Source organism: Flavobacterium sedimenticola, from assembly GCF_030053345.1.
GTDB lineage: Bacteria > Bacteroidota > Bacteroidia > Flavobacteriales > Flavobacteriaceae > Flavobacterium > Flavobacterium sedimenticola.
In genome coordinates this window covers 88,504-101,751 of sequence record NZ_JASGBP010000002.1, presented here as the reverse complement: position 1 = coordinate 101,751, position 13,248 = coordinate 88,504, and the positions used below count along the sequence as shown (strand labels likewise).

12 protein-coding genes and 1 pseudogene are annotated in these 13,248 nt (G+C 41.2%); 5 read left to right on the top strand and 8 right to left on the bottom strand.

Annotated elements, in window-relative coordinates; translation table 11 throughout:
• Window positions 1–3: 3 nt before the first annotated feature.
• The 7 genes and pseudogenes from QHT84_RS04670 to QHT84_RS04640 form a co-directional block, all read right to left on the bottom strand.
• Window positions 4–1,047, bottom strand: a complete 1,044-nt coding sequence (locus tag QHT84_RS04670; RefSeq protein WP_283238390.1) for an o-succinylbenzoate synthase — start codon at window positions 1,045–1,047, stop codon at window positions 4–6.
• A 4-nt stretch (window positions 1,048–1,051) separates the two neighbouring features.
• A complete protein-coding gene (locus QHT84_RS04665) occupies window positions 1,052–2,251 on the bottom strand; it encodes a tetratricopeptide repeat protein (protein WP_283238389.1) in 1,200 nt (399 codons plus the stop codon).
• Between the two features lie 70 nt (window positions 2,252–2,321).
• Window positions 2,322–2,999: a metal-dependent hydrolase gene (locus tag QHT84_RS04660; RefSeq protein ID WP_283238388.1), complete on the bottom strand. Its 678-nt coding sequence runs from the start codon at window positions 2,997–2,999 to the stop codon at window positions 2,322–2,324.
• Window positions 3,000–3,014: 15 nt separating this feature from the next.
• Window positions 3,015–3,944, bottom strand: a complete 930-nt coding sequence (gene menA, locus QHT84_RS04655; protein ID WP_283238387.1) for a 1,4-dihydroxy-2-naphthoate octaprenyltransferase — start codon at window positions 3,942–3,944, stop codon at window positions 3,015–3,017.
• Between the two features lie 44 nt (window positions 3,945–3,988).
• Complete coding sequence (locus QHT84_RS04650) at window positions 3,989–5,482, bottom strand: PH domain-containing protein (protein ID WP_283238386.1); 1,494 nt, start codon at window positions 5,480–5,482, stop codon at window positions 3,989–3,991.
• Window positions 5,482–5,997, bottom strand: a complete 516-nt coding sequence (locus QHT84_RS04645) for a PH domain-containing protein (protein ID WP_283238385.1) — start codon at window positions 5,995–5,997, stop codon at window positions 5,482–5,484. Before QHT84_RS04645 ends, QHT84_RS04650 begins: the two co-directional genes overlap by 1 nt.
• A gap of 19 nt (window positions 5,998–6,016) precedes the next feature.
• Window positions 6,017–6,862 (bottom strand): annotated as a pseudogene (locus QHT84_RS04640) (1,4-dihydroxy-2-naphthoyl-CoA synthase); the annotation flags it as partial.
• Window positions 6,863–6,985: 123 nt separating this feature from the next.
• On the opposite strand from QHT84_RS04640, the gene QHT84_RS04635 reads away from it, so the two are divergent.
• Window positions 6,986–8,077, top strand: a complete 1,092-nt coding sequence (locus QHT84_RS04635; protein WP_283238384.1) for a C1 family peptidase — start codon at window positions 6,986–6,988, stop codon at window positions 8,075–8,077.
• Window positions 8,078–8,108: 31 nt separating this feature from the next.
• Here QHT84_RS04635 and ygiD read toward each other — a convergent pair whose 3' ends face one another.
• Complete coding sequence (gene ygiD, locus QHT84_RS04630) at window positions 8,109–8,942, bottom strand: 4,5-DOPA-extradiol-dioxygenase (RefSeq protein ID WP_456071406.1); 834 nt, start codon at window positions 8,940–8,942, stop codon at window positions 8,109–8,111.
• A gap of 186 nt (window positions 8,943–9,128) precedes the next feature.
• Between ygiD and QHT84_RS04625 the strand changes: the two genes are divergently transcribed.
• The 4 genes from QHT84_RS04625 (at window position 9,129) to gap (ending at window position 13,217) form a co-directional block, all read left to right on the top strand.
• Complete coding sequence (locus QHT84_RS04625; RefSeq protein ID WP_283238382.1) at window positions 9,129–10,376, top strand: MFS transporter; 1,248 nt, start codon at window positions 9,129–9,131, stop codon at window positions 10,374–10,376.
• A 105-nt stretch (window positions 10,377–10,481) separates the two neighbouring features.
• A complete protein-coding gene (gene lipA, locus QHT84_RS04620; RefSeq protein ID WP_283238381.1) occupies window positions 10,482–11,351 on the top strand; it encodes a lipoyl synthase in 870 nt (289 codons plus the stop codon).
• An 8-nt stretch (window positions 11,352–11,359) separates the two neighbouring features.
• Window positions 11,360–12,238: a cation diffusion facilitator family transporter gene (locus QHT84_RS04615; RefSeq protein WP_407649232.1), complete on the top strand. Its 879-nt coding sequence runs from the start codon at window positions 11,360–11,362 to the stop codon at window positions 12,236–12,238.
• Complete coding sequence (gene gap, locus QHT84_RS04610; RefSeq protein ID WP_283238380.1) at window positions 12,228–13,217, top strand: type I glyceraldehyde-3-phosphate dehydrogenase; 990 nt, start codon at window positions 12,228–12,230, stop codon at window positions 13,215–13,217. Before QHT84_RS04615 ends, gap begins: the two co-directional genes overlap by 11 nt.
• The last annotated feature ends 31 nt before the right edge of the window (window positions 13,218–13,248 follow it).

The following is a 13,248-nucleotide window of genomic DNA, read 5'->3' as shown; positions in this document are numbered from 1 at the left end:
TCATTATAAAAAGAATTCAGTCAGCGTCCAATTTCGATTAGGTCGATGCCAAAGTTGTCCTTGTGCCACTTCCAACGGACAATCAAAATTATTGGTGTACAAGCTTCCGGTTCCTAATCCTTGCGGCATCGGATTTTGAAGTGTAAATGTAAATTGGGCAATGGCGTTTAAACCAATGTTACTCTCTAAGGCCGATGTAATCCACCAACCAATTTGAAACTTTTCGGCTAAGGCAATCCATTCTCGGGTGCCGCGAAATCCACCGATGAAACTCGGCTTTAAAATGATGTATTGCGGTCTGATTTTTTGCAGCAATTTTTCTTTGTCTTCCGGTAAAAACACCCCAATGAGTTCCTCGTCCAAAGCTATAGATAAATTCGTATTTTTACACAACACTGACATGATGTCAGTGTTATTTTTTTGAATCGGTTGCTCAATGCTATGTAATTTAAAACCAGTAATTTGATTTATTTTATCTAAAGCTTCATTTCCATCAAAAGCACCGTTAGCATCGACTCGGATTTCCATGGTGTTTTCATCAAAATGTTCCCGAATAAAACGCAATAAAGCCTTTTCTTTTTCAAAATCAATCGCTCCGATTTTCATTTTAATACACGAAAAACCTTGCGCAATTTTGGCCTCAATTTGATCCTTCATAAAGGCTTCATCGCCCATCCAAACCAAACCGTTAATCGGAATTGATTGCTGTCCGGAAGTAAAATCGGAAGGGAATAAAACAAACGGATCATCACTCTTCAAAGACAAAAAAGCCATTTCGACGCCAAACTGAATCGACGGAAATTCGATTAATTCCTGCCACAATGTTGCTTCTCCCAAATGAATATTTTGGCAAGTCCATTTTAATTTTTCTTCATAATCATCTCTGTCGTCTGCCGAAAGACCACGCAAAATACCGCACTCTCCTATGCCCTTTTTTCCGTCTTGCTCCAACACAATAAACCAGGTTTCTTTTTGGGTTAAAACGCCTCGAGAAGTACCCGATGGGTTTTTAAAATTCAGGATGTATTGATGGTAGGTTGCTTTCATTTTCTCACTCTAAAACGCGTAAAATCTTTTTGAAATTTCGGGTGTCAAAACCTTTTTTTTCAAACTGCTCAAAATCGAGTTTGGTTTGAGCAGCCCAACTTTTATAGTTGGAAAGATGGTTTTGTTGGTACTGTTCGTGAATCGCTTTGGCTTGTTTTAGCCGGTCGGTAAACATATAAATATGGGCTAATTGGAGTTGATACGCCACTTCCGACGGATTCAAAGTAATCGCTTTAAGGCACCACTCTTCGGCTTTGATAAACTGTTTGGTGAACAAACACAAAGAACCCAGCAAGGCATAATCGGCATCTTTGGCTTTTTGCATATCCACTATTTCTTTTTGCATCAGTGCCATCGCTTCATTCATTTTGCCGGCTGCCTGTAGTTGGATAGCCTCTTTTCTGACGGCTTCCAAATATTCGTTGCGCAAGCCCGACTTTTGCAAACATTCCTCCGTGAGTTGCGCCGCCATAGTAACACGCTCTGACGGCAATAACTTTTTATACTCGGCATAGGAATACTTTTGTGACACGCGAACCACGAAATAGCCCGTAAACAACTCTTTTTGCAAGAGTCTTTGGGTAACCGGCAAGGTTTTAATCCAATCGATGACTTCTTTTTTGGTTTCGGTATTCCAACCTTTTTTTAAATTGGCATCCACCCATGGCACCACTTCTAAAACAATTTTTTGTTTCATCACCCAATTCTCGCTTTGAAAGCCAAAATAAAGTCGTTTTACACCCGTCGGCACACACTGCGTATTTTCAGAAAACAACCGTGCCGCTTTGTTCACCGGCTCGTTTTGAATAAAACAAGCATTTTTAGCCGCCCCGGTTTTTTGATACTGAATGGCATCGGCTTCTTCGGTAAAAACCGCAAAGGTACACTTGTCGTCGCCGGAAATAGTAGACAGTAAGAAAACCGCGCCGGCCGCTCCCTGACTAATGCCACTCGGATCGGGAATGGCTTTCAGTAAAGAAACCAAACTGGTACTCATTTTTTGATTGTCGTCCAATAAGGAAATACGATAGACTAATTCGGTGGTCCCTGCAGGAAAGTCAACAGTTTTTACATACACGCGCTTACCCGCCCCTAAGTTGACCGTTTCATTGGTGGCCCGAACGGCGTCCCATTCCCCTTCTTTACTTTGCGCCATTACCGCCGTGGTTATGAAAAGGGCGGTAATAAAAGATACTAATTTCATGATTTATTTTTTGTCCTGAAAAACAATAAGAGTGCCATTTTTGGCACTCTTGGTCTTTTTACAATTGATTTTACAGCGAAAGGTTATCGCCTATCCGCAAGAGCATCAAATCTTTTCCGGCATCAAAGAATTTTTTCTTCGCTTCCTCATGATTGATAACGATGAAACCAAACGTATCGTAATGACACCCTAAAATCTTATCACAGCCCACAAAATCAGCTGCCATGATAGCGTCTTCCACATCCATCGTAAAATTATTCCCAATAGGAAAAACGGCCAAGTCGAGTTGGGTTCGCATCGGAATCAATTTCATATCCATCGTTAAAGCAGTGTCACCGGAGATATAAATGTTTTTATGCTCGCCTTCAATGACAAAACCACCGGCGCTGCCACCGTAAGAGCCATCGGGAAAGGAACTCGAGTGAACAGCGTTAACATATTTCACTTTGCCGAAATCAAATGACCAACTGCCACCGTGATTCATCGGATGATTTTGAAACCCTTTATTCCCGTAATGCGTAGCGATTTCCCAATTGGAAACAATGACTAAATTGTTATTTTTGGCAATGGTTTCCACATCTAAAATATGATCTTGGTGTGCGTGAGTGATTAGTATATAATCGGCTTTCAGACTGTTTACATCAATGTGAGACGCATTGGGATTGGCCGAAATAAACGGATCGACGATGATATGCTTTCCGCTGACTTCAATCCCAATGCAAGAGTGTCCGTAAAAGGTTATTTTCATGACTTTATTTTTTGATTATACATAATTTACCACAATATCGGAAATAAAATAAATGAGGCATAAGGCCAACAACACCGCCAATAAAAACGTACTGATGGCTAACTTTTTGAGTTCCGGATCTAAGAGTTTCGGGTTTTTGTTTCGATACACCGTCAGCAAATGGCTAACCATTGGAAAATAAGCCACCACAAAGATGTATTGATCGAAATGAAAATCGTTTAAAAACGCAAATAACAACACCAACACCATAGCTGTGATAATTAAGAAAAAATGATACTTCTTAGCCCAAGCGCCGCCATTCTTAACGACCATAGTGTTTTTACCCGATTTTCTGTCGCTTTCTTCATCGCGCATGTTGTTCAGATTGAGCACGCCAACGCTCAAAAAACCAATCGCTGTGGCCGGCAACAAAAGCAACCAATCGATACTTTTGGAAAACATAAAATAAACACCAAAAGTGCTCACCAAACCAAAGAAAATAAACACAAACAAATCGCCGTAACCCCGATATCCGTAAGCGCCTTTACCCACCGTATAACGAATAGCCGAGGCAATAGCCAGAATACCCAAGACTAAGAAAAACAGGGAATATTTCAGATAATTTTCGTGCAGCTTGAAAGCGAAATAAATCAAAAGCACCGCAAAAGCCAGGGTAATTAATGATGTAATGACCATCGCCCGCTTCATCGCTGCCGCCGAAATACTGCCGCTTTGTATGGCGCGCTTGGGCCCGACTCTGTCTTCGTTATCGGTTCCTTTGACACCGTCTCCGTAGTCGTTGGCAAAATTGGATAAAATTTGCAATCCTAAAGTCGTAAGCAAGGCAAAGGCCACGATATACCAATTGAACATCCCTTGCGACATGGCATAAAAACTTCCCACGATAATTCCGGATACCGATAATGGTAAAGTTCTGACGCGCGCGGCTTGAATCCAGTGTTTCATATTGATGTTAACTATTAAATTTTAATTTTTCTTTACACTTCAATTTACATCCAATTACTATCGGACGTTTCGATTTCGTACAACCAAAGGTTTACATACGCTTTAATTTTATCAAATTGACCCAAATGAAAGGTAACATTACCTCCTGCAGTATGCAACGTCAGTGAACCGATATTTAAACTTTTATGCCAAAACAACTGCGAAGTAGTAATGGCTTGAATTTTTTCGATTGGGATGATTTCATTATCAATATCCCAAGCACCGCTTTGCTTGATGATATGGCGACTGTTAATGAACAATCGGTAATTTCTGAATCCGAAAAACAAAATTGCAAACACAAAAATAACGTATACAAAAGCCAAATTGATAAAATCAAAAAGCGTTTCATCGGCATACGTTCCCAACAACCAATAGCCCGTTAAAGGTACAACAATGAGCAGAAATACCGAAAATAGTAATTTGCGAAAATTAGGCTGCATCATCGTTCCTTTTTGCGGCAATTCTTTAAATAACAATTTTAAAATTTCATCGCGTTCGTGTGCGTTGCAACCGGGGATTTCAATAATGGCTTTTTTTTCGTGCTTTTCACTGCTCAACGCTTGTCGGATTTTGATTTCGAGTACATTGAGTTTTTTTTGAAAATAATTCTGAGATACTTTGGTTATCTGAACTTTCTCAGGTTTCAAAATGGTGCTCTTGGTATTAATTAAACCATAAGACAACACAAAAGATCCTTTTTGTTGCGATACCGTATAATTAAAGAACTTAATCAGGGTACGTGCTATATTGATGACGAAAATAACCGTAAACATCAGCAGTACGAACACCAAAGCGCTGTACCAAACCGAATTCTGATCGACAAAACCTTCAATCTTTTCCGTATTAATCATGTCTTCGGCGCCGGCCTGATGCAAATTTTCATACGCCGTGAAGAAAAACGTAAGTATCAAACCGATACTTTTTACATAATCGGACGTAATTCCGATTTTGAGTAAACTCAACAAATTGATTTTGAGAAAAGGGACACTGGATTCGGTTTTGGCTTCTTCAACAACCACCTCATCCGTTACTTTTCCCTCATTCTCGAGCAACTTCGATTTCAAGGCGACCGCCAATTCGTGCGAAATCGCTTTGATATTGCCTTCCTTATTTTCGCTACCCGCCGTATCAATATCCAAAGCATAGACACCTATTATTCTTTGAATCAGCGATTGCTTGATATTCACCTGTTGGATTTTATGCAACTGAATGGTTGTTTTGGTTTTGTTGATGATGCCGTCGTGGATGATAAACTCATCATTCGCATCATCAATATAAAACGTAAAGTTGCGGTATTTAAAAAACGAATAAATGCCCAAAAAAACAACAACTCCCAAAAAAACCAAGAAGCTGTAAAAAACAGCTCCGGGCTTCGCTTTTAATAATGTGACTAAAATAATCGGCCACGTAGCTTTCAAAACCTGAAAAACAGATTCAAAGAAAATCACGAATACTCCAATAGGAGATTGGCGTTGCGGCTGATTAAAATGGGTTTCCATTACAATTGTTTTTGAATTTTACCCATCAACAATTGCTTGATATTCTCGGCTTCCTCTTTGGCAATTCCCGGAATTTCAATATCACTCGACACCCCGCCGGCTGTGAAAATCTCAATTTTGGCCAAACCGAAAAAACGGGCCAAAAAGCCTTCGTGCAACGCCACGTGTTGTACCCTGTTATAGGGAATCACCATAGTATTAGTGGCAATAATGCCACTGCGAAAAATGACATCGTGATTTCTGAACGCATACGCTTTCTTCTTCACGGCCAAAAACGCCAGAAACAGCATCAAAAATACCAACAAAACATAACCGCCTATAAAAAGGGTTTGCTGTGCCGCTATTTCGTCTACGAAAACAATTCCGAGTCCCAAAGCAATAGCGATAATTAGTAACAACAATCCTCTGGATAACATGACTTCTTTGATATAATTGGGATGCAAACGGGTTAAGGCCACCGCCTCATACTTGGGCAAAGTAGTCGTGTCGATGGTATCGTTGGTAAAATTATCCATAGCCATTAAATCATTTATATTACGGAATCCATTTGTTTTTCCCGAAGTTAGGCTTTCTCTTTTCCAAAAAGGCATTTCTGCCTTCCACCGCTTCATCCGTCATATACGCCAAACGTGTGGCTTCTCCGGCAAATACTTGTTGACCCACCATGCCGTCATCGGTTAAGTTCATGGCAAACTTGAGCATTTTGATAGAGGTTGGCGATTTGGCTAAAATTTCCTGCGCCCATTGGTAGGCGGTGGCCTCCAATTCATCATGCGGAATCACAGCATTCACCATACCCATATCGTGTGCTTCTTGCGCCGTGTAATTTCGACCCAAAAAGAAAATTTCTCTGGCTTTCTTTTGCCCGACCATCTTGGCCAAATACGCCGAACCGTAACCGCCGTCAAAACTAGTCACATCGGCATCGGTTTGCTTGAAAATAGCGTGTTCTTTACTGGCCAGTGTTAAATCGCATACCACATGCAAACTATGCCCTCCGCCAACGGCCCAACCCGGAACCACCGCAATAACTACTTTCGGCATAAAGCGGATTAAACGCTGCACTTCGAGGATATTTAAACGATGGTAACCATCTTCTCCGACATAGCCTTGATGCCCGCGGGCTTTCTGATCGCCGCCGCTACAAAAAGACCAAACCCCGTCTTTAGTACTCGGACCCTCAGCCGACAATAATACCACACCTATAGAAGTATCTTCCATGGCATCGTAAAATGCTTGGTATAATTCACTGGTTGTTTTAGGTCGAAAAGCATTGCGTACATTCGGTCGGTTAAACGCTATACGGGCGACTCCGTCGCATTTTTTATAGGTGATATCTTCAAATTCTTTGGCGGTAATCCAATTGATTGCACTCATTTTAAAACAAACTTTTACAGGTTTCTTACTTTTTAGTTAAAAATAACGCCGGCTTCACTAAAACCATTATTTTAGCGTAAAAATAAATCATTTTTTGAGTTTAACCTCATCACTAAACATAATCTTATGAATAAAAATATCCTGTGCGGTTTGCTGTTATTGTTGAGCGGACAAGTGTTTTCCCAAAAGTATAATTTTCAAACGGTTAAAGACATTGAAGCCACTCCGGTTACGGCGCAAGAAAACACCGGAACCTGTTGGAGTTTTTCATCCACCTCTTTTCTAGAAGCCGAAATCATCAGAGCTTCCGGAAAAAAATTGGATTTATCGGAGATGTACAATGTTAAAATCAATTATTTAGACAAAGCTGATAATTATGTAATGCGACAAGGAAAAGCACAATTCGGGGAAGGCGGTTTAAATCATGATGTCATCAACAGTGCTGCCCAAAAAGGATTGGCTTTGCAAAGCGATTTTAGCGGGAAACTGAACCCGGAAGATAAATACGATCATTCCAAAATGGTAGTGGAATTAGAAGAAATTCTGAAAAAAGCCGTGGCAGAAACGCCTCTGAAATATCCCAATTGGAAAACCGACTACAGCGATGTTTTGAATCGTTATATGGGAAAATCAGATGGGGTAAAAACGATTAGTCCGAAAGAGCTTGCCGCAACCTACAAAATCAACCTCAACGATTATGTGACAATCACATCGTTCACCCATCAACCGATGTATACCCAATTTATTTTGAATATTCCCGACAATTACTCCAACGGTTTCTTTTACAATGTTCCTTTAGACGAGTTTGTCAGCAACATTGACTATGCCATAGAACGTGGTTTTACAGTAGCCTTAGACAGTGATGTGAGTGAGAAAACTTTTTCGGCCAAAAACGGCGTAGCAGTAATTCCGGAAAAAGAGGAAGATACCGAGAAATGTATTACCGAAATTAAGCCCGAAATGAAAATTACACCGGAGTTTCGCCAAGCCGAATTTGAAAATTACAACACTACCGATGATCATTTAATGCATATTGTCGGAAAAGCCAGAGACCAAAAAGGGAATGTGTATTACAAAGTCAAAAATTCTTGGGGCACAAAATCGGGAATTGACGGCTATGTTTACATGAGTGTACCCTACCTAAAACTCAAAGCCATTTCGGTATTAGTTCATAAAGATGCTTTACTACCCAAAACCAAAGAAGCGTTGAAACTGTAATAAAAAAGGAAGCATTAGCTTCCTTTTTTATTTATCCGAATTGTACCGAAGTCATGGTCAGTGAACCTCCTACAGCTTTGTCATTAAAAAAAGACACGGCATCCTTTTTCTCCTGCAAACCAAGTGTATAAAGTAACGGATAATAATGATCGGGCGTCGGAATGGCCAATTGTGCCGCACTGCCTAATTTTTGGTAATTAATCATCGATTGCGCATCCCCGGAACTGATTTTGTTTTTGAAAACAGTGTTAATCTCCTGAGCCCAATCGTAACCAAACTCGGGCTCGTTGAGTTTATCCCAAGCCACCATACGCAGATTGTGCACCATATTACCACTACCGATGATGAGCACCCCTTTTTTTCGTAAAGAAGCTAATTCCTTAGCCAAATCAAAATGGTATTGCGGCGGTTTTTTGTAATCGATACTCAACTGCAACACCGGAATATCTGCATCCGGATACATGTGACGAACAATAGTCCAAGTACCGTGATCCAATCCCCAATCGTGATCCAAACCTACGGAAGTTGATGTAATTATTTTTTGTGTTTCTAAAGCCAATTCCGGACTTCCTTTCGCAGGATATTGCACCTCAAACAGCGCTTGCGGAAAACCACCGAAATCGTGTATGGTTTTCGGGTTTTCCATGGCCGTGACATGGGTGCCTTGAGTAAGCCAATGCGCCGATATGACTAAAACAGCCTTGGGTTTGGGAATCTCTTTCCCTAAACGATGCCATTTTTGCGAAAACTCATTGTCTTCAATACCATTCATGGGCGAACCATGACCAATAAATAATACCGGCATTTTTTGATCCGTTTCTTTAAGGTCTTTAGACCACTTATATAAGGGATGTAATGCCATCATGGTTGTTCCTCCTATTGCCAGCTTGATAAAATCAGCGCGATTCATTAGATTAATACTTGTATATACAAATGTATGGCATTTATGATAAGATTAAACTATGAAAAAGAAAAATTTAACATCTCTGTTCAAGTTGTAAACGACTACATCACAAAATCATATATATTTGAATCGCAACCAAAACCAACTATGACAAAATTCACCACGCGAGAAAAGATAAAACACCTGTTCGGATTTCCGGTCATTATAGCTTCCTTAGGCTATTTTGTAGATATTTATGACCTACTGCTCTTCGGCATTGTCCGCATTTCAAGCCTCAACGATTTAGGATTGGAAGCCGACACCGTTGGTACCTTGATTATCAATTACCAAATGATCGGACTGGTATTGGGCGGTATCCTTTGGGGCGTATTTGGTGACAAAAAAGGACGACTCTCGGTACTGTTCGGATCCATAATCGTGTATTCGTTAGCCAATATTGCCTGCGGCTTTTTACCGCAACTCGATTTCGCCGATAAAGGAATGATTTACGCCTGGCTCCGATTCATCGCCGGAATTGGATTGGCGGGCGAATTGGGCGCCGGTATTACGTTGGTTTCCGAAACCTTACCCAAAGAACTCCGCGCCTTGGGGACCTCCATTGTAGCCGGATTTGGGGTGTTGGGTGCCGTGGTGGCGCAGTTTACCGTAGAATTAGCCGGAAGTTGGACTACTGCTTATTTTATCGGTGGCGGACTGGGTTTAATGCTCTTGGTGTTGCGTATCAGCGTGGCGGAAAGCGGTATGTTTCAATCCGTCAAAGAAGACAAGTCCATTTCAAGAGGCAACTTCTTTGCCTTTTTCACCTCGCCTAAGCTCTTTACCAAATATGTAAAATGCATTTTAATTGGTGTTCCGATATGGTATTGTATCGGCATATTGGTTTTTATGGCCAATCAATTCGCACCCGAAATGGGCATTGCTTCCATCGATCCCGGAAAAGCCATTATGTGGACCTACATTTCCACCTCGGTCAGCGATTTTGGCAGCGGTTGGTTTTCCCACCAATTGCAATCGCGAAAAAAAGCTATTTTGTACATGCTGCTTTTTACCCTTTTAGGTGTCACATTGCTCTTATTCAGCGGTCCCAAAACCGAAAACATGTACTACTTTTATTGTGGATGGATTGGATTAGGCTGTGGCTTCTGGGCGATGTTTGTTACGGTCTCGGCAGAACAATTCGGCACCAATCTCAGAAGCACGGCTACCACCAGCGTACCCAATATGGTAAGAGGTACGGTGCCCATCATGCTTGTTGGGTTTGACTACTTTAAAGCAAGCCACTCTGTTATTAATGCCGCTGCTATCGTAGGATTGGTAGCCTTCGCCTTAGGCATTTATGCCACGTTGACCATCAGTGAAACCCACAACCGTCACATGGATTTTGTAGAATCATAATTCAAACCCCTACTTTTAAAATTCATTTTTTTAACATCATTTTCTGAAATCTAAAACACCCATTCTTCAATCATCCTTTGTATCTTTGCCAAGCAAAAAAACAGTATGGAATCAATCATCAACAGTAACCAGCCGATTGCAAAACCAAAATGGCTCAAAGTCAAATTACCCATCGGACAAAAATATACCGAGCTCAGAGGCTTAGTAGATAAATACAAGCTGAATACCATTTGTACTTCCGGAAGCTGTCCCAATATGGGAGAATGCTGGGGTGAAGGAACGGCTACGTTTATGATTCTGGGCAATATTTGTACCCGTTCATGCGGGTTTTGCGGTGTAAAAACGGGACGTCCGGAGACGGTAGATTGGGAAGAGCCCGAAAAAGTAGCGCGCTCTATCAAAATCATGAAAATCAAACACGCGGTTATCACCAGCGTCGATCGTGACGATTTAAAAGATATGGGCTCCATTATTTGGTTCGAAACCGTTCAGGCTATCCGAAGAATGAATCCCGAAACCACTTTGGAAACGCTTATTCCCGACTTTCAGGGTAACGAAAAAATGTTAGACCGCATCGTAGAAGCCAATCCCGAAGTAGTATCTCACAATATGGAAACCGTTCGTCGTTTGACACGCGAAGTACGCATCCAAGCCAAATACGACCGAAGCTTAGCGGTGTTGAAATACCTCAAAGAAAAGGGAATCCGCAGAACCAAATCGGGTATCATGCTGGGACTGGGTGAAACCGAAGAAGAAGTCATCCAAACCATGCAGGATTTACGAGATAATCATGTGGATATTGTAACCATCGGACAGTATTTACAACCCAGCAAAAAACACTTACCGGTTAAAGAATTTATCACACCTGAGCAATTTGAAAAATACGAAAAAATAGGGAAAGCTATGGGATTTCGACATGTGGAAAGCGGTGCTTTAGTACGTTCGTCGTATCATGCCGAAAAGCACATTTTATAAATTTCACAATGGAAATCAGCCATCAAGAATCTGCTATCAAAGCCACGTATTTCAGTTTAATCGGAAATACTTTGTTGGCATTAGTGAAAGGATTGGCCGGTTTCTTTGGAAATTCCTATGCCTTGATTGCCGATGCCATCGAATCAACCACGGATATCTTTGCTTCATTTTTAGTGTTATTCGGCTTAAAATACGCCAACAAACCGGCCGATGAAAATCATCCCTACGGTCACGGCAGAGCGGAACCTTTAATTACTTTTATAGTGGTAGGCTTTTTAATCACATCGGCCACCATCATCGCCTACGAAAGCATCCTGAATATCGGTACCCCGCATGACTTGCCTAAATCATGGACACTCTATGTGTTAGGCGGTATCATTATTTGGAAAGAGTTTTCCTTTAGAAAAGTGATGCAACGCGGAATAGAAACCAACAGCTCCTCATTAAAAGCTGATGCCTGGCACCACCGAAGCGACGCAGTAACATCGGTGGCGGCTTTCATCGGAATTTCGGTAGCGCTATTTTTAGGAAAAGGCTACGAATCGGCAGATGATTGGGCGGCGCTTTTTGCCTCCGGTTTTATTTTGTATAACAGTTACCTTATTTTCCGACCGGCTTTGGGAGAAATTATGGATGAACATCTCTACGACGACTTAATTTTAGACATCCGAAAAGTTTCCCTTACGGTGAAAGGGGTTATCGATACCGAGAAATGTTTCATCCGGAAAGCAGGCATGAAATATCATGTCGATCTCCATGCTACTGTTGATGCTGAAATATCGGTAAAAGAAGGACACGATATTGCCCACTTACTTAAAGACACCTTGCGAAAAGAAATCCCTCAATTGGGACATGTTTTGATACATATTGAACCAAATGAAAACTAAAATCGCCATCAATGGTTTCGGACGAATCGGAAGAAATTTGTTCCGTTTACTACTCCATCATCCGAGTATTGAAGTCGTTGCTATTAACGATATTGCCGATAATCGTACCATGGCACATCTCATTAAATACGACAGCATACACGGTGTATTGCCTTATGATGTTTCCTTCGACGAGCAATCGATTATTGTTGACGGACAACATTTTCGTTTCTTCCATGAAAGAAATATTCAAGATCTCCAATGGCCGAATGTTGATTTTGTCATTGAGAGCACCGGTAAATACAAATTGTTTTCTGAAATCAATCAACATCTTGCCGCGGGAGCAAAAAAAGTTATTCTCTCCGCTCCCAGCGAAGTTCCCGAAATCAAAACGGTTGTATTAGGGGTAAACGAAAACATTTTAGACGGAACGGAAACTATAGTATCCAACGCTAGTTGTACGACCAATAATGCCGCCCCTATGATTAAAGTTATCAATGAATTATGCGGTATTGAGCAAGCCTACATCACTACGGTTCACTCCTACACTACTGACCAAAGCCTGCACGATCAACCGCACAAAGATTTACGCAGAGCCCGCGGTGCCAGCCAATCGATCGTGCCTACAACTACCGGAGCAGCCAAAGCATTAACCAAGATTTTTCCGGATATGGAAGGCCGAATCGGAGGCAGCGGCATTCGTGTTCCTGTTCCTGATGGCTCTTTGACAGATATTACTTGCTATGTAAAAAAACAAGTTACTATCGAAGAAATTAATGCTGCTTTTCGAAAAGCGGCCGAATCGCACCTAAAAGGGATTTTGGCTTACACCGAAGATCCTATCGTATCCGTAGATATTTTAGGCAATCGCAATTCTTGTCTCTTTGATGCACAACTCACCTCGGTGATTGATAAAATGGTCAAAGTGGTCGGTTGGTACGATAACGAAATTGGTTATTCATCGCGATTAATCGACTTGATTATTTTGTTAAAAAAATAATTTCGTTACATTTATATTCCTAAATCCTATA

Coding starts and splice junctions, on each gene's coding strand:
- QHT84_RS04660 (WP_283238388.1), bottom strand. CDS start 2,999: ATGAAAATAACCTTTTACGGACACTCTTGCATTGGGATTGAAGTCAGC.
- QHT84_RS04635 (WP_283238384.1), top strand. CDS start 6,986: ATGAATAAAAATATCCTGTGCGGTTTGCTGTTATTGTTGAGCGGACAA.
- gap (WP_283238380.1), top strand. CDS start 12,228: ATGAAAACTAAAATCGCCATCAATGGTTTCGGACGAATCGGAAGAAAT.
- menA (WP_283238387.1), bottom strand. CDS start 3,944: ATGAAACACTGGATTCAAGCCGCGCGCGTCAGAACTTTACCATTATCG.
- QHT84_RS04615 (WP_407649232.1), top strand. CDS start 11,360: ATGGAAATCAGCCATCAAGAATCTGCTATCAAAGCCACGTATTTCAGT.
- ygiD (WP_456071406.1), bottom strand. CDS start 8,942: ATGATGGCATTACATCCCTTATATAAGTGGTCTAAAGACCTTAAAGAA.
- QHT84_RS04650 (WP_283238386.1), bottom strand. CDS start 5,482: ATGGAAACCCATTTTAATCAGCCGCAACGCCAATCTCCTATTGGAGTA.
- lipA (WP_283238381.1), top strand. CDS start 10,482: ATGGAATCAATCATCAACAGTAACCAGCCGATTGCAAAACCAAAATGG.
- QHT84_RS04645 (WP_283238385.1), bottom strand. CDS start 5,997: ATGGATAATTTTACCAACGATACCATCGACACGACTACTTTGCCCAAG.
- QHT84_RS04625 (WP_283238382.1), top strand. CDS start 9,129: ATGACAAAATTCACCACGCGAGAAAAGATAAAACACCTGTTCGGATTT.
- QHT84_RS04670 (WP_283238390.1), bottom strand. CDS start 1,047: ATGAAAGCAACCTACCATCAATACATCCTGAATTTTAAAAACCCATCG.
- QHT84_RS04665 (WP_283238389.1), bottom strand. CDS start 2,251: ATGAAATTAGTATCTTTTATTACCGCCCTTTTCATAACCACGGCGGTA.